Below are 15,762 nucleotides of genomic sequence, written 5' to 3'. Positions count from 1 at the left end.
ATTTTATTGAATGACATGGCGAGGCTTTACTCGTGGAAGTAGGGGGAGAAAGCCGTTTGTGATAGGCTGTGCGGCTAAAGCAAAAAAATCGCTAAAAAAACATCAAACCGTTGCCAAGCCTGGCCTTGGCGGCGAAGAAACAAGGAACACCGAACGTGAAATCTCCGCTCGAGGCACTGTCAGCCCAACTGGGTGAGCTGATGCTCCGCGATCAACAACGTCTGCGTCGTCGCCTGCAGGGCGCACGAAAAATCAAAAATCCCGATGCCCAGTTGGCGGTGGCCGCCGAAGTAGAAAGCGACATCGCGGCGGCGCGGCAAAAAGTGCAGGAGCGCGCCGCGTCTTGCCCGCGCATTACCTATCCGGAAAGCCTGCCGGTCAGCCAAAAAAAGCAGGACATATTAAACGCCGTCCGCGATCACCAGGTGGTGATTGTCGCCGGGGAGACCGGCTCGGGGAAAACCACCCAGCTGCCGAAGATTTGCCTGGAACTGGGGCGCGGGGTGAAAGGGCTGATCGGCCATACCCAGCCGCGCCGCCTGGCGGCGCGCACCGTCGCCAACCGCATCGCCGACGAGCTGGAAACCCCGCTCGGCGGCAGCGTCGGCTACAAGGTGCGCTTCAACGATCAGGTAGGAGAAAATACCCTGGTCAAGCTGATGACCGACGGTATCTTGCTGGCGGAAATTCAGCAGGACCGCCTGCTGATGCAGTACGACACGCTGATCATCGATGAAGCGCACGAGCGCAGCCTCAACATCGACTTTATTCTCGGCTACCTGCGCGAACTGCTGCCGAAGCGCCCGGATCTCAAGGTGATCATCACCTCGGCGACCATCGATCCGCAGCGCTTCTCGCGCCATTTCAACAATGCGCCAATCATCGAGGTTTCCGGCCGCACTTACCCGGTGGAGGTGCGCTACCGCCCGGTGGTCGACGACGGCGACGATACCGATCGCGACCAGCTGCAGGCGATTTTCGATGCGGTGGACGAGCTTGGCCGCGAAGGGCCGGGCGACATTCTGATCTTCATGAGCGGCGAGCGCGAGATCCGCGATACCGCCGACGCCCTGAACCGCCTCAATCTGCCGCACACCGAGGTGCTGCCGCTGTATGCGCGCCTGTCGAACAGCGAGCAGAACCGGGTGTTCCAGTCGCACCACGGCCGCCGCATCGTGCTGGCCACCAACGTGGCGGAAACCTCGCTGACGGTGCCGGGCATCAAGTACGTTATCGATCCGGGCACCGCGCGCATCAGCCGCTACAGTTTCCGCACCAAGGTGCAGCGCCTGCCGATCGAACCGGTGTCGCAGGCCTCTGCCAACCAGCGTAAAGGGCGCTGCGGCCGCGTGTCGGAAGGGGTGTGCATCCGTCTGTACTCCGAGCAGGATTTCCTGTCGCGGCCGGCGTTTACCGATCCGGAAATTCTGCGCACCAACCTGGCGTCGGTCATTCTGCAGATGACCTCGCTGGGGCTGGGCGACATCGCCGCGTTTCCGTTCGTCGAGGCACCGGACAAGCGCAACATTCAGGATGGCGTGCGCCTGCTGGAAGAGCTGGGGGCGATCGCCACCGCCGACAACGGCCACTATCAGCTGACGCCGCAGGGCCGCCAGCTGGCGCAGTTGCCGATCGACCCGCGTCTGGCGCGCATGGTGCTGGAAGCGCAGAAGAGCGGCAGCGTGCGCGAGGTGATGATCATCACCGCCGCGCTGTCGATTCAGGATCCGCGTGAGCGCCCGATGGACAAGCAGCAGGCCTCGGATGAAAAACACCGCCGCTTCGCGGACAAGGACTCCGACTTCCTGGCGTTCGTCAACCTGTGGGATTATCTGCAGGAGCAGCAAAAGGCGAACTCCTCCAGCCAGTTCCGCCGGCTGTGCCGCAACGATTTCCTCAACTACCTGCGGGTGCGCGAGTGGCAGGATATCTACACCCAGCTGCGCCAGGTGGTGAAAGAGCTGGGGCTGCCGATCAACAGCACGCCTTCCGACTACCGCAGCGTGCACACCGCGCTGCTGACCGGCCTGCTGTCGCACATTGGCCAGAAGGATGCGGACAAGCAGGAATACACCGGCGCACGCAACGCCCGCTTCTCCATCTTCCCCGGCTCCGGCCTGTTCAAGAAGCCGCCGAAGTGGACTATGGTGGCCGAGCTGGTGGAAACCAGCCGCCTGTGGGGGCGCATCGCCGCGCGCATCGAACCGGAATGGATCGAGCCGCTGGCTCAGCACCTGGTGAAACACAGCTACAGCGAACCGCACTGGTCGAAGTCGCAGGGGGCGGTGATGGCCAGCGAAAAGGTCACGCTGTTCGGCCTGCCGATCGTCGCGGCGCGCCAGGTCAACTACGGCTCCATCGATCCGCTGCTGTGCCGTGAGCTGTTTATTCGCCATGCGCTGGTGGAGGGCGACTGGCAGACGCGCCACGCCTTCTTCCGCGACAACCAAAAGCTGCGCGCCGAAGTGGAGGAGCTGGAGCATAAATCACGCCGCCGCGACATTCTGGTGGATGACGAAACGCTGTTCGGCTTCTACGATCGCCGTCTCCCCAACGACGTGGTTTCCGGCCGTCATTTCGACAGCTGGTGGAAGAGCGCGGCCAAACAGCAGCCGGATCTGCTGAACTTCGAAAAAGAGATGCTGATTAAGGACGGCGCCAACAAGATCAGCGCGCTCGATTACCCGAACTTTTGGCATCAGGGCAACCTCAAGCTGCGGCTGAGCTACCAGTTTGAACCGGGCACCGACGCCGACGGCGTGACGGTGCACATTCCGCTGCCGATCCTCAACCAGGTGGAGGAGCAGGGCTTCGAATGGCAGATCCCCGGCATTCGCCGCGAGCTGGTGATTGCGCTGATCAAATCGTTGCCGAAACCGGTGCGCCGCAACTTCGTGCCGGCGCCGAACTACGCCGAGGCGTTCCTTGGCCGCGTCACTGCGCTGGAATTGCCGCTGCTGGACGCGCTGGAGCGCGAGCTGCGGCGCATGACTGGCGTGACCGTGTCACGTGATGATTGGCAGTGGGATCAGGTGCCCGATCACCTGAAGATGACCTTCCGCGTGGTGGGCGAGAAAAACCAGACGCTGCGCGAAGGCAAAGACCTGGCCGCGTTGCGCCTGCAGCTGAAAGAGAAGGTGCAGGAGACGTTGTCGGCGGTGGCCGACGATGGGCTGGAGCAGAGCAATCTGCATGTCTGGAGCTTTGGCCAACTGCCGGCGTTTTACGAGCAGAAGCGCGGCGGCTATTCGATGAAGGCTTACCCGGCGTTGGTGGATGAAAAGGACAGCGTGGCGATCCGCCTGTTCGACAGCGAAAGCGAGCAGCAACAGGCGATGTGGCAGGGCACGCGCCGCCTGCTGTTGTTGAATATTCCTTCGCCGATCAAATACCTGCATGAAAAGCTGCCGAACAAGGCCAAGCTGGGGCTCTACTTCAACCCGTACGGCAAGGTGTTGGAGCTGATTGACGATTGCATTTCGTGCGGTATCGACAAGCTGATCGCCGAACACGGCGGCCCGGTCTGGCAAGAGGAAGGCTTTGCGCGCCTGCAGGAGCAGATCCGCGCCGAGCTGAACGACACGGTCGTCGAGGTGGCCAGGCAGGTTGAGCAGATCCTGACGGCGGTCTTCAACATCAACAAACGGCTGAAAGGCCGGGTGGATATGTCGTTGGCGCTGGCGTTGTCAGACATCAAAACCCAGCTCGGCGGCCTGGTCTACCGCGGTTTCGTCACCGGCAACGGCTGGAAACGCCTGCCGGACACGCTGCGCTACCTGCAGGCGATCGAACGCCGATTGGAAAAACTGGCCATCGATCCGCATCGCGATCGCGCGCAGATGCTGCGGGTTGAGCAGGTGCAGCAGGCGTGGCAGCAGTGGCTGAACAAGCTGCCGCCGAAGCGACAGCAGGAGGAAGAGGTGAAAGCGGTGCGCTGGATGATCGAAGAGCTGCGCGTCAGCCTGTTCGCGCAGCAGCTGGGCACGCCGTACCCGATCTCCGACAAGCGCATTCTGCAAACTATCGAGCAGCTTTCGGGCTAAGTTCGGGCGCGCCGGCCGGCAAACGGCCGGCGCAGCGCAAGTTGAAATTCAGAGAACAGAGAAACAGCAACGGCGCTTGATGCGCCGTTATGAGAGCTACTTGCCTGCCGCCAGGGCGTCCAGCGCTTCGCGGATGCCGGGCACCGCCAGGGCGCGGTTATCGGCGCGGTAGCGATCTTTCGCCGCCGGTGCCGAGCTTTGGATGGCGATCAACTGCCAGCCGTCGGCGGTTTTCAACAGCAGCGGTGAGCCGCTGTCGCCGGGCAGGGTATCACACTGGTGCGACAGTACGCCTTGCTGGGCCCAGCCGGTGACCTTGCAGTTTTGGTGGCTGTAGAGGTCATCCAGATGATCCTCCGGGTAACCCGCCTGAGTAATCAACCGCTTGGCCTGTTTCAGGGCCTGGGTCAGCGCCTTGCTGTCGCCTTGCCACAGCGGCAACGGTGCGATCGGCAGCGGCTTTTTGTCTTTCAGACGGATCAGCGCAAAGTCATAAGCGGCGGCGGCGGGCGGCACGATCCAGCCATCGCCGTCCGGCTTCAGCTTTTTGCCCAGCTTGCTGTCGACCAGAGTTTCGATATTGTCGGTTTGATACCGCCAGGATTTATCGCCCGCCACGAAGCGCAGGGCGATGGCTTTATCCAGTTGCCCCGGCGGCGCCAGCACGCAGTGGCCGGCGGTCAACGCCAGGTGTGGGGAGATCAGCGTGGCGGTACACAGATTGCCGCTGGCGGTTTCGACCTGGCCGATGGCCTGCCAGGGCTGGGCGGTGGTATCCGTGACCTTGATGCGTTCATCTTTGCCGAAAAACAGACGCGTTTGCTCGGCCTTGGACGGGCCGTCGGCGCGTGCCGCCTGAGCAGCGATGAGCGGGAGTGAGCACAGCAACAGTAAAACGGATTTGCGCATAGATCTCTTGCCTGACAAATACGGATCATCCATAAACACACTGAATGCTAACTATAGACTGATTTAGCATCCGTGTGGATGGGCAATAATTGATTTTTCAATAATTTCCCGCCGGCGATGCGGCAGGCTACAGGTAAAAAAAGACGGCGATCAGTCCGCAAAGGATCAGGGCGGTCAGAACGATCTCGAACAGGTAGCGGCGCAGCATCAATGCGAACCCCCGATGAAAAAACACCCGGCGAACCGGGTGTCGTACACGTCAAGCCTGAAACGGTGAGGGGACCCTCACGTTGTTACGCCTTTTTGTGGCTGGCTTTCTTGTGGTGTTTTTTAGCCGCCTGGGCTTTTTGGGCCGGGGCTTTCGCACCGGCTTTTTTGTGATGCTTTTTGGCCGCCTGAGCTTTCTGAACCGGGGCTTTCTTGCCGTGGTGTTTCACCTGGGCTTTAGCCGGCGTAGCGGTGGCGGTGGTTGCGCTAGCCGCAGGTGCGGTGGTGGCAGCCTCGGCAGCGAAAGCTACGGAAGACAGACCCATTGCAGCGGCAACAACCAGAGCTAATACTTTTTTCATCGCAGAATCCTCAATATGGCTTTTGGGTATCAACCCCACTGCGGGGCCGTTGAAATGATAGTAGGCAAACGGCGTCCGCCTTTCCGTGAGTGATTGGTTTCGGCATGTAACCTAATGTACAGGGCGGCGGTGGGGAGTGGGATTGCTGTTATAATGACCGCCAGGCACGGCAAAAAGGATTTAACATGAACGAGATATCAATTCGTTGTGGCGTGACCGAACAGGGCGAGGTGCCGCTGGCCTATGAGGACTGGGGTGATGAGGCGCACCCGCCGCTGCTGCTCATCATGGGGATCGGCGCACAGCTTTTGCTGTGGCCTGACGACTTCTGCCGCGCCCTGGTGGCCAAGGGATTTCGGGTGATCCGCTATGACAACCGAGACGTCGGCCTTTCCGGCAAAACGCAGGCACAACGTACGCAGCCGTTGTGGCTGCTGATGTTGCGCGCCCAGCTCGGTTGGCAAACGCCGGTGCCTTATACCCTGGCGGACATGGCGGCGGACGCGGCGCATCTGCTCGATCATTTACGCATTCCGCAGGCTCACGTACTGGGCGCTTCGATGGGGGGGATGATCGCCCAGGTGCTGGCCGCCGAATACCCGCAGCGCGTCGCATCGTTATGCATCTTGTTCTCCAGCACCAATCAACCGCTGTTACCGCCGCCGGCCCCTTCGCTGCTATGGCTGTTGGTGCGCCGGCCTGCGGCCGATTTGACGCTGCAGCAGCGCCACGAGGGGATGAAAACCTTCCTGCGCGCGCTCGGCACCCGATTTTATCCGCCGGAGGAGGCGGAGCTGGATACGCTGGTGACGCGGTTGCTGAAGCGGGGCGTGGATCCGGAAGGCATGCAGCGGCAACTTTCCGCGTTGCTCGGCAGCGGCGATCTGCGTCGTTATAGCCGGCGCATAGCCGCGCCGACGCTGGTTATTCACGGCGATCGCGATCGGCTGGTGCGCAAGGCGGGTGGGGTTGCGATCGCCCGTGCGGTCGCCAACGCCAAATTGCATATCATGCCGGGCATGGGGCATGACCTGCCCGCGCCATTGAGGCCGCAGCTGGCGGCGATGATCGCCCGTCATGCGCTGGGATGAGAGGCCGGAAAGCCCGGCGTTTTTTGCCATTTTAGTTACAACATACTTTTGGTGAGTAGCCAGCCGCCACTCTGTGGCCAAGGCGTTGTCGGCAAGGAATGCGCGCTATGAAACATTATCCGGTCATGCAGGCGGGAAAAGGGCGCGGCCGGGGCCGCGCCAGGAGAGATTACAGGTAGCGGGTTTCCAAATGCTGACGGAAGTAGCGCGGGTTGAGCGCTTCGCCGGTCGCGTTGGCGATCAGCGTTTCGGTCGGGAAACGGCTGCCGTGGCGCCAAATATTGTGCTGCAACCAGTGGAACAGCGGCTGCAGGTTGCCGGCGGCGATATCTTCGCTCAGCGAAGGCAGGGCCTGACGCACGCTGTGGAACAGCTGCGCGGCGTACATCGCGCCGAGGGTGTACGTCGGGAAGTAGCCGAAGGCGCCGTCGGTCCAGTGAATATCCTGCATGCAGCCGTTGCGGTAGTTGCCGATGGTGTCGAGGCCGAGATAAGCCTGCATCTTCTCATTCCACAGCGCCGGAATGTCTTCCACCTCGATATCGCCTTCGATCAGCGCTTTTTCAATTTCGTAGCGCAGGATGACGTGGGCAGGATAGCTCACCTCGTCGGCGTCGACGCGGATCAGGCCCGGTTTAACGCGCTGGTTGAGGCGAATAAAGTTGGCCTCTTCCAGCGCCGGCTGTTCGCCAAACTGCGCGGTGACCAACGGACGCAAGATCTTCAGGAATTCATTGCCGCGCGCCAGCTGCATTTCGAACAGCAGGCTTTGCGATTCGTGGATAGCGGTGGAACGAGCCAAGGCGACCGGCTGGCCGAGCAGATCGCGCGGCAGGTTCTGCTCGTAGCGGGCGTGGCCGGTTTCGTGCACGATGCCGAGCAGCGCGGTCAAAAACTCTTTCTCGTTGTAACGCGTGGTGATGCGCACATCTTCCGGCACGCCGCCGCAGAACGGGTGGGCGCTGACGTCGACGCGGCCGTTGTCGAAGTTGAAACCGAGCAGCTTCATCACGCTGAGGCTAAGCTGGCGCTGGGTGTCCACATTGAACGGACCCTGCGGCGCCTGGCAGGGCTCGTTAGCCTGTTTGGCCACCACGCGCTGCAGCAGATCCGGTAGCCAGGTTTTCAAATCGCCGAAGATGCGGTCGAGATCGCTGCTGCGCATGCCCGGTTCATACAGGTTTAGCAGGGCGTCGTAACGGCTGGTGCCGGCCGCCTGCGCGCGGATCTGCGCTTCTTCCCGGCTGAGCTTGACCACTTCGCGCAGGTTGTCGGCGAAGCCGTCCCAGTCGTTGGCCGGGCGCTGGGCACGCCAGGCGTGTTCGCAGCGCGCGCCGGCCAGCGATTTGGCTTCGACCAGCGCGGCCGGCAGCAGCACGGCGTCTTCATATTGGCGGCGCATTTCGCGCAGGTTGGCGCGGTCGATTTCGTCCAGCGTCTCTTGCTGCGCGCGATCCAACAGCGCGCCGGTGCTTTGTGCCGTTAAAATCTGGTGCTGCAGCACGCTCAGCTCGGCCAGCGCTTCGGAGCGCGCCTTGCTGCCGCCCGGCGGCATCATGGTTTGCATGTCCCAACCGGCGATGGCGGACAGGTGGCCGAAACGCGACAGCCGGCTGAACAGGGCGCGCAGGTGATCGTAAGCAGACGTGTTGGAATGTGCAGATGTCATTATTATTCGGCTCCAATGAGAAGGTCTGGCGGCATTACGCCAGATCGGCTTTTAAACTGAATGTCGGCTTCACCGGCCAGCAGAAACGGAAGCTGGCGCCGCCGAGCGAACTGCCTTCGACGAACACCTGTCCCTGGTGGGCGACGGCGATGGAATGGACGATGGCCAGCCCCAGCCCGCAACCGCCGGTAGCGCGATCGCGGCTGGGATCGAGACGGACGAAAGGTTCAAACACCCGTTCGCGCTCTTCCGGCGGGATACCCGGCCCGTCATCCTCGACCTGCAAGCAGGCGAGGTCGCCGTCAAACCACAGGCCAACGCGCAGCCGCTGTTCGGAATAGCGCAGCGCGTTGTTGACCAGGTTGTCGAGCACGCGCTCCATCAGGCGCAGATCGACGCCGCCGAAGTCGCCGACGTGCGGGATATCGAGCTGGATGTCGCGATCCTGATGGATCAGGCGGATATCATCGACCTTGTCCTCGAGCCACTTTGGCAGATCGATGGGTTCAATGTTTAACGCAACCTGCGGACGATCCAGACGGGCATAGGTCAGCAGCTCGTCGATCAGCGACTCCAACTGGCCGATATCGCGGTTCAGCGCCTGCTGCTCGCTGTCGGACAGGTTATCGCTCATTTCAAGCCGGTAGCGCAGGCGCACCAGCGGCGTGCGCAGCTCGTGCGCGATGCCGTCGATTAGCTGTTTCTTGCTGGCGATCAGGGTATTGACGTTGTCGGCCATCTGGTTGAACGCCACGCCGAGCCGGCTCAGGCTGGAGGTGGGATCGAAGTGGGTGCGTTCATCCAGATGCCCGGCGCCGAGCCGCTGGGCGGCGTTTTCCAGCTTGAGCAGGTCTTGCCAGTGCGGCCGCATCCACAGAAACACCGGCAGCGCCAGCGACATGCCGATAAACACCAGCAACACCAGATCCAGCAGGCGCATCTGATGCAGGTAGAACAGATAAGGAATGGGGCCGACCACCAACACATAGTGGCTGCGCGGAATGCGCTGCATAAAGGTGTACTGATCGTCGAGGGCGATGATTTCCCCCAGCCGCAGCCGTTTTTTCAGATCCTCGCTCAGCTCCTGTTTGCCGAGCGGCTCGATATGCAGCTTGAACGACAGGTTGAGATCCAGCGTGGCGATGGTCTTGTTCCAGTCCTTCAGCGGGATTTCGCGCAGCTCGCTGCGCATCAGGTACAGCGAACTTTTCATCAGATCGTCCATCGACTGGCGGCCGGCGCGCTCGGCGGTCACCTTGTACACCAGACCGACCAGCATCGCCATCACCAGAAAACAGACGAACAGCAACAGGAAGAACTGGACGAAAAGTTTTCTCATTGTTGCACCGATGCCCAGGCGTTAGGGGCGAACAGATAGCCTTTATTGCGCACGGTCTTGATACGGAACGGCTCCAGCGCATTGTCGTACAGCTTGCGGCGCAGGCGGGAGATCGCCACGTCGATGCTGCGGTCCATACCGTCATAGCTCACGCCGCGCAGGTTTTGCAGCAGCGCCTCGCGATCCATGATCTGCCCGGCGTGGGTCGCCAGCTCCCACAGCAGATCGAAATCCGAGGTGGACAGCGTGACGGTTTCTTCGCCCAGCGTGACCTGCCGGTTGACCGGATCGATGCACAATAGCCCGAAATGCAGCGCGTTGTGCTGGGTGAGCGGCTGAACCGACTCTTCTTTCGGCTGTTGGCCGTGTTGGCGCAGGTGCAAACGCAGGCGTGCCAGCAACACCGCCGGCGGCGTGGTTTTCAGGATATAGTCGTTGGCGCCCATCTCCAGCGACAGGATATGGTTCATGTCGCTGTCGAGCGAGGTGAGCAGCACGATCGGGCCGGGGAAGGTGGGGCGCAGATCGCGGCACAGCGTCATGCCGTCTTTGCCGGGCAGCATGATGTCCAGCAGCACCAAATCGGGTTGCTCGTGCGCGATGCGCGCCTGCGCGCTGTCGCCGCGCGGTTCGATCAACACCTCGATGTCGTGTTTGCCCAGATAGGCGGCGATCAGTTTGCCGACTTCGGGATCGTCTTCCACAAAAACAATTTTATGCATATGCCCGTGTTTTAATAAGAAAAGCGGATTTCAGCATAGCGCGGCCCGAGGCGATGCGCCATGCGGATCTTGGCCTCAGCGCAGCGGCCGGCCGCCGTCGACGCCGTGGGTGCGGCCGGTGACGTAGCGGCTCTCCATCAGGTAGTTCACCAGGTTGACCACTTCGCTCTCGCCCGGCGCGACCTTCATCAGCGATTTCGCCAGCGCCTGCTGGCGATAAGCCTCGTCGTCGCCAGGATTGAAGATGATCAGCGCCGGCGCAATGGCGTTGACCTTGACCTCCGGCGCCAGCTTGCGGGCGAACGAACGGGTCATATTGTCCAGCGCGGCCTTGCTGGCGGCGTAGGCGATATGTTTGTCGCTGCCTTTTTCCACCACGTAGTCGGTGAGATGGATAATGTCCGCGCCGGCCTGGCCCTGGCCGGTCAGGCAGGTTTCAAGCAGTTGGTTGAGCAAATAGGGCGTATAGACGTGAATTTGCAGCATCGCCGCCATCACCTGTTCCGGCGGCACCTGCGGCGACTCTGCCTGCCAGGCGCTGGCGTTGTGGATCACCGCGCGCAATTTGGGCGCCACCTGCCGCACCTGGTCGGCGAAACGGTAGATGCCTTCGTGCGTGGAAAAGTCGCCCTGAATGCAGCAGGCGCCCAAGGCTTTCAACTCGGCCATCGCCGGATATTCGCTGCGATAGGCGATGATGACGGGAACGCCGCGCTGGAGAAACGCTCTGGCGAGCGCCAGCCCGATGCGCCGCGCGCCGCCGGTAATCAGCACCGGGGCAGAGTTGGGGTGTTCCATTGATTAAAGCTCCTGGACAGACTGGCAAACAATAGGGGAATTATGCCATCATACGGCGGAAAGTCGTTAAAGCTTCGCATGATTATCCATTTCTGGATGTAAGATCCCCAATGCATTTCAGGTTGTCGCCCGGCGGCGGCTTGAAAGACCACGGGTTAACACTGGCCATGAGAGGAATGAGGGGATGAACAGCAATCACCTTGCATCCATCGCGCGCAGTGAGAAAATCTGTTTCGACTATATGGATTTTCTGTCCGCATCGTGCAGGAAGCACTGGCGCTTTGTTGATGCTATTTATGGTGTGATGCCGATCTTCGGCATGGTGTTGAAATCGCGCGTGACCACGTCACAAACGCGCAAAGAGCAGTTGAAAGAGCTGGCGCTGCAGGTGGTGTCAACCCAGGTCAGCGATGAAACCAATATCGTGCGCCTGATTGACCTGGCGCAGCAGCAGGGTCTGACGGTATTTGATATTCAGCTGCCCTATGAGCTGGAGGCGCAGCAGCTGGCGGCCATTCAGAAAGAGTGCGCGGAAGGCATCGCGATCGCCCTGGTGGGTGAGCGCATGACCGTCACCATTCCCCCTAAAAGCTGACCGGGAATCAACCCGGCCACTCGTTGATGGTTAGGCAATTGACTTGCCGCGATAGCCTAACCATGAACGTGATATTCCGCGCCGCGTAGCGGCCTGCCTTTAAAGCCGGGTCCCGGCATTGGGGCCGGAGCGTAGGGTATAAATGCCGTCTATATGAATCAGCACTGCGTATTTCGGCGGCTTCATTCCATTTTTTTCTGCAAACGCCAGCGCATCGTCAAACGGCTTGCCCGCCAGGAACAGTTCCGGGGTGCCGACGAAGCGGTAACCGTCCAGCGCCTCGCGATCGATAACCACGACGGCCATTTTCGATCCTTCCCTGATATTTTGCAGCGTCTGGCCGCCGGTATTTTCGTTGTAAATCAGCGTACGGTCGTCATACAGGCGCAAAGAGCGCTTGGGGCCGATATCGGGCATGCCGCTTGGGCTGCTGGTCGCCTGCACAGGCAGCTGTTTGGCCAGCATCTTTTTCATCTCATCATTCAATTCATTCATTGGCAGATTACCCCTCAGGTCGTGGTGGCGTTGTTAATGCACGGTGGCGGAATGGTTCGCCGCGGGCGCGCAGACGCTGGTTTCCGGCAGCCGGTGCTCGCGCAGCGCCTGCAGCGTTTCAATTCGGAACCGCAGCAGGTGCCGTTCGGCGATCTGCTGCATCTGTTCGCACAGCGAGGTGTCGTCCATCAGTTGCTCGATGGCGAGCCGGGCCTGATGCACGTGGGGTTCTACGCCGCGAAGCGGCTTTTGCCGCAGGCGCAGATGGGTGATGTTGTTGAACGTGACGATCAGCGCGGCCAGGGCGGATTCGAAAAGATGCAGTGCGTCAAACCGTTCGGTATATTCCGCGTTTTGCCAGGGCCGCTCGGCGACGAGCGCCTGAGCGGCCTCCAGCGCCTGCTGGTAGTGCGCCATCGCCAGGCGATCGCGCCGCTGATTGAATGCCGTGTTGCCCTCGGCGATCAGCGCTTCCCAGGCGGTAAACAAGGGTAATGCGTGCAGCAGTTTTTCAGCCATGAAATGCCTTCCATTTTCAGCCGGTCTAAACCCGCCTCCTGACGCCTCTCGGCAGGGGGCGCTCGCGTCTTGCCGTTAACGCTCAGATGATAATGATAATTAATTGCATTTAAGATCGCAAGAGGAGCAACTGACGGATCAACAACGGGTAGCGGGGTAACGGGGAAAGAAGAAAGAAGGGGGAAACGAAATGCGGCTGACGGGCAGCCGCATTGACAGGCGATTTTAGTGCAGCATAAGCCAACCGGCAGGCAGCGTGGCCGCCAGCAGCAAGAAGATGCTGCTCTTTTCCAGCCGGTTGAGCAGATTGATGTCCCGATGGCCGCGGCGGGCATACATGAACACCAACAGCCCAGGCGCATACAGCAGCACCGACATCAGCAGGTGCATCAGCCCGGAAGCGTACAGCAGCCACAGGCCATAGACGCAGGCACCGGTGGCGGCGAAGATCAGGCGTTTGTCGCGGCGGCGGTAAGCCACCTTGAACAGAAACGCGCCAACCAGGAAGTAAGGCACCAGGATCATTTCCGAAGCGATGGTCAGCAGCGAGTTATAGTTGCTGCCGGTCAGCCAGATCAGCACCAGCGCCAGCTGCACCGCGATGTTGGTCAGCCACAGCGAAGAGGACGGGGCGTGATGGCGGTTCTGCTTGCCGAATACGCGTGGAAATGCGCCGTGCTGCGCGGCCAGCAGCGGCACTTCCGCCGCCATGATGGTCCAGCTCAGGTAGGCGCCGCATACGGAAATGATCAGGCCGGCGGCGATGATCACGTCTCCCCACGGGCCAATCAGTTCCACCATCAGCACCGCCATCGACGGATTGCGCATTTCGGCCAGTTCGCTGCGCGGCACCACGCCCAGCGACAGCAGCGTCACCATCAGATACACCGCCAGCGCCGACAGCACCGCCAGCATGGTGGCGCGGCCCACGTCTTTCTTATTGCGGGCGCGGGCGGAAACCACCACCGCGCCTTCCACGCCGATAAACACCCACAGGGTGATCAACATGGTGTCCTTGACCTGTTCCCACACCGGCTTGCCGAGGGCGATGCCTTTGAAATCCAGCGTGAACACGTCCATTTTAAAGGCGATTGCCGCCAGAACGGCGAACATTCCCAGCGGCAACAGCTTGGCGAGGGTGGCCGCCAGATTGATGCTGGCGGCGGTTTGCACGCCGCGCAGCACCAGCGCGTGCACGATCCACAGCAGGGCGGATTCGGCGATCAGCGCCTGCCAGGTATTGCCGTCACCGAGAATCACGCTGCCGCCGCGATCGGTGAAGATACTCAGCGCCGCGAACACGATCACCAGATACGAGACGTTGGCGATCACGGCGCACAGCCAGTAACCCCAGGCGGAGCAGAAGCCCACCAGCTCGCCGAACCCTTCCTTGGCGTAGGTGAAAATGCCGCCGTCCAGATCCGGACGCAAACGCGTAAGCAACAGCATGGCGAAGGCCAAAAACAGAATGCCGACGCCGGTGATCCCCCAACCCAGCAGCAGCGCGGCGGGGCTGGCGACCTGCGCCATGTTTTGCGGCAGACTGAACACGCCGGCACCCAGCATTGAGCTGAGCACCAAAGCGGTTAGCGCGGTAAGACCGAGTTTTTTTTCCAATGACGGATCCTGAACGCAGAATAAACAACTGGAAGGGAACTGCTTGGTGGCAACAATGTATTAACTACCACTGCGCGAATAGACAATAGCCCTAAAAATTGGCGCAAATTTTACGGAGGGATGATTAGAGATGCAATGATTGAATATGCGGAATTTACAAAAAACTATTCAACGCGTGATGAAAAAAGCGGCAATAAAAACGGGCAGCTCAAGGGCTGCCCGATGGTAAACCGAAAAGCGGGTTTTATTTGAACAGATCGGCGCTGACGGTCAGGTTGCCGCCGCTCTTGTTCTGCCACTGGCGGGTGACGTGGTAGTACTTGGCGCCTTTCTCGGCCGCGCGTTTCGCCACTTCGGTGGAGACATCGGTCATGCTGTTGAAGTGGCCGGTGAAGGTGACGGAATCGAACGGCACCATCTGCGCGGCGGTCACGTTGTTCACTTCCTGGATCTTGGTGCCGTTAGGCAGCGTGACGGTATAGCGTTGGCCGGTAGAAGACTGGGTTTCAAAGAAACGGCCCACTTCGCGGCTTGGCGAACCGGAAGACGCGACGCCAGGAATTTCGACTTTCGCGGCAGCGGCGCCGCCGGCGGCCAGCGCGGCGCGACCGGCGTCAGAATCGGCCGGAATGGCGTCCGGGCTCTGCACGCGGCGTTTTGGCGCATCGGCCTTATATATGTAGGCGGTAACGAACTGGTTGCCGCCGGAGTTGGCGTCAACCTGGCGCACGATGAAGAACGAGGCGGCGCCTTTTTTCTTCGCTTCTTTGGAGATGGCGTCGTTGATGTCCGGCTGGCTGCGGTAGAAACCGCTGACGCTCACGGTATCGTAAGGCTCCAGCAGATAGGCTTCCTCTTTAGGCAGTTCGTTCACGCCGTTAAATACGCGGTATTTTGGTGTTTTGCTCACTTCTGGCGCATCTTTATGATAAAGGTCTGCGGTGACGCGCCAGTTGCCGCCGTTGTTGCTGTTGTTGCTGTCCTGGATATAGAAGGAATCGGCACCCAGTTTGTCTGCACGGCGGGATACGGCGTCGACGGCTTCATTGATGGCATTGAAGCGGCCGGTAATCGTGATGCGATCAAACGGCTTCAGCGCCGCTGCTTTCTCAGGAGTTAACTCTTGCGCCGCATGAGCAGACAGCGCGGTGAGTGATAACAAGGCTGACGCGATGATCGTGGTCTTCAGCTTCATAAAAAATCCTTTCGCCTAGCGCATTAACGTTTATAACGTACTGAACTGTTTAAGTGTAATTCAGCCGTCGATTATTACATGTAATTCTGAAAACTGTCTCAGCATTTTATGTTATCCCGTGCGACAAATCGCCGACGGTGACGCCGGGCGCACGGATGGCGCCATAGCCATAAGTTTCCATAATAACGGCTTTGGTGTCAT

The 15,762-nt window shown here is 60.4% G+C and carries 13 protein-coding genes; 3 read left to right on the top strand and 10 right to left on the bottom strand.

Features of this window, described 5'->3' with window-relative positions:
- Positions 1–155: 155 nt before the first annotated feature.
- A complete protein-coding gene (hrpA, locus tag SSARUM2_RS12955) occupies positions 156–4,043 on the top strand; it encodes an ATP-dependent RNA helicase HrpA (RefSeq protein WP_072270124.1) in 3,888 nt (1,295 codons plus the stop codon).
- Positions 4,044–4,139: 96 nt separating this feature from the next.
- Here hrpA and SSARUM2_RS12950 read toward each other — a convergent pair whose 3' ends face one another.
- Both SSARUM2_RS12950 and asr read right to left on the bottom strand, forming a co-directional pair.
- Positions 4,140–4,952 carry a serine protease gene (locus tag SSARUM2_RS12950; protein ID WP_033634660.1) on the bottom strand — a complete coding sequence of 271 codons (813 nt, stop codon included), beginning with the start codon at positions 4,950–4,952 and terminating at the stop codon, positions 4,140–4,142.
- 293 nt (positions 4,953–5,245) lie between these two features.
- A complete protein-coding gene (asr, locus tag SSARUM2_RS12945; protein WP_041035252.1) occupies positions 5,246–5,521 on the bottom strand; it encodes an acid resistance repetitive basic protein Asr in 276 nt (91 codons plus the stop codon).
- Between the two features lie 185 nt (positions 5,522–5,706).
- Between asr and SSARUM2_RS12940 the strand changes: the two genes are divergently transcribed.
- Entirely contained in the window at positions 5,707–6,612 is a 906-nt protein-coding gene (locus tag SSARUM2_RS12940; protein ID WP_033648430.1) for an alpha/beta hydrolase, read from the top strand.
- A 169-nt stretch (positions 6,613–6,781) separates the two neighbouring features.
- Here SSARUM2_RS12940 and SSARUM2_RS12935 read toward each other — a convergent pair whose 3' ends face one another.
- The 4 genes from SSARUM2_RS12935 to folM all read right to left on the bottom strand — a co-directional run bounded on the left by SSARUM2_RS12935 (position 6,782) and on the right by folM (position 11,140).
- Entirely contained in the window at positions 6,782–8,281 is a 1,500-nt protein-coding gene (locus SSARUM2_RS12935; RefSeq protein WP_043147523.1) for a carboxypeptidase M32, read from the bottom strand.
- Positions 8,282–8,315: 34 nt separating this feature from the next.
- Entirely contained in the window at positions 8,316–9,620 is a 1,305-nt protein-coding gene (gene rstB / locus SSARUM2_RS12930; protein ID WP_033648428.1) for a two-component system sensor histidine kinase RstB, read from the bottom strand.
- The gene (rstA, locus tag SSARUM2_RS12925; RefSeq protein ID WP_033634655.1) at positions 9,617–10,342 is read right to left on the bottom strand and encodes a two-component system response regulator RstA; all 726 of its coding nucleotides are present in this window, start codon (positions 10,340–10,342) and stop codon (positions 9,617–9,619) included. The genes rstB and rstA overlap by 4 nt, the downstream gene beginning before the upstream one ends.
- Before the next feature lie 75 nt (positions 10,343–10,417).
- Positions 10,418–11,140 carry a dihydromonapterin reductase gene (gene folM, locus SSARUM2_RS12920; RefSeq protein ID WP_033648427.1) on the bottom strand — a complete coding sequence of 241 codons (723 nt, stop codon included), beginning with the start codon at positions 11,138–11,140 and terminating at the stop codon, positions 10,418–10,420.
- Positions 11,141–11,324: 184 nt separating this feature from the next.
- Between folM and SSARUM2_RS12915 the strand changes: the two genes are divergently transcribed.
- Positions 11,325–11,735 carry a hypothetical protein gene (locus SSARUM2_RS12915; RefSeq protein ID WP_033648426.1) on the top strand — a complete coding sequence of 137 codons (411 nt, stop codon included), beginning with the start codon at positions 11,325–11,327 and terminating at the stop codon, positions 11,733–11,735.
- A gap of 99 nt (positions 11,736–11,834) precedes the next feature.
- On the opposite strand, the gene SSARUM2_RS12910 is transcribed toward SSARUM2_RS12915, so the two are convergent.
- The 4 genes from SSARUM2_RS12910 to ydgH form a co-directional block, all read right to left on the bottom strand.
- Positions 11,835–12,230, bottom strand: a complete 396-nt coding sequence (locus tag SSARUM2_RS12910; protein WP_043147521.1) for a pyridoxamine 5'-phosphate oxidase family protein — start codon at positions 12,228–12,230, stop codon at positions 11,835–11,837.
- Positions 12,231–12,263: 33 nt separating this feature from the next.
- Positions 12,264–12,749 carry a hypothetical protein gene (locus tag SSARUM2_RS12905; protein ID WP_033634651.1) on the bottom strand — a complete coding sequence of 162 codons (486 nt, stop codon included), beginning with the start codon at positions 12,747–12,749 and terminating at the stop codon, positions 12,264–12,266.
- A gap of 225 nt (positions 12,750–12,974) precedes the next feature.
- A complete protein-coding gene (locus SSARUM2_RS12900; RefSeq protein WP_041035248.1) occupies positions 12,975–14,366 on the bottom strand; it encodes an amino acid permease in 1,392 nt (463 codons plus the stop codon).
- 244 nt (positions 14,367–14,610) lie between these two features.
- The gene (gene ydgH, locus SSARUM2_RS12895; RefSeq protein WP_004938291.1) at positions 14,611–15,561 is read right to left on the bottom strand and encodes a DUF1471 family protein YdgH; all 951 of its coding nucleotides are present in this window, start codon (positions 15,559–15,561) and stop codon (positions 14,611–14,613) included.
- Positions 15,562–15,762 lie beyond the last annotated feature (201 nt).

Origin of the sequence: Serratia sp. K-E0102 (genome assembly GCF_029962625.1) — a bacterium.
GTDB lineage: Bacteria > Pseudomonadota > Gammaproteobacteria > Enterobacterales > Enterobacteriaceae > Serratia > Serratia sarumanii.
The sequence above is the reverse complement of the archived record's forward strand: the minus strand, read 5'-3'. Positions and strand labels throughout refer to the sequence as shown.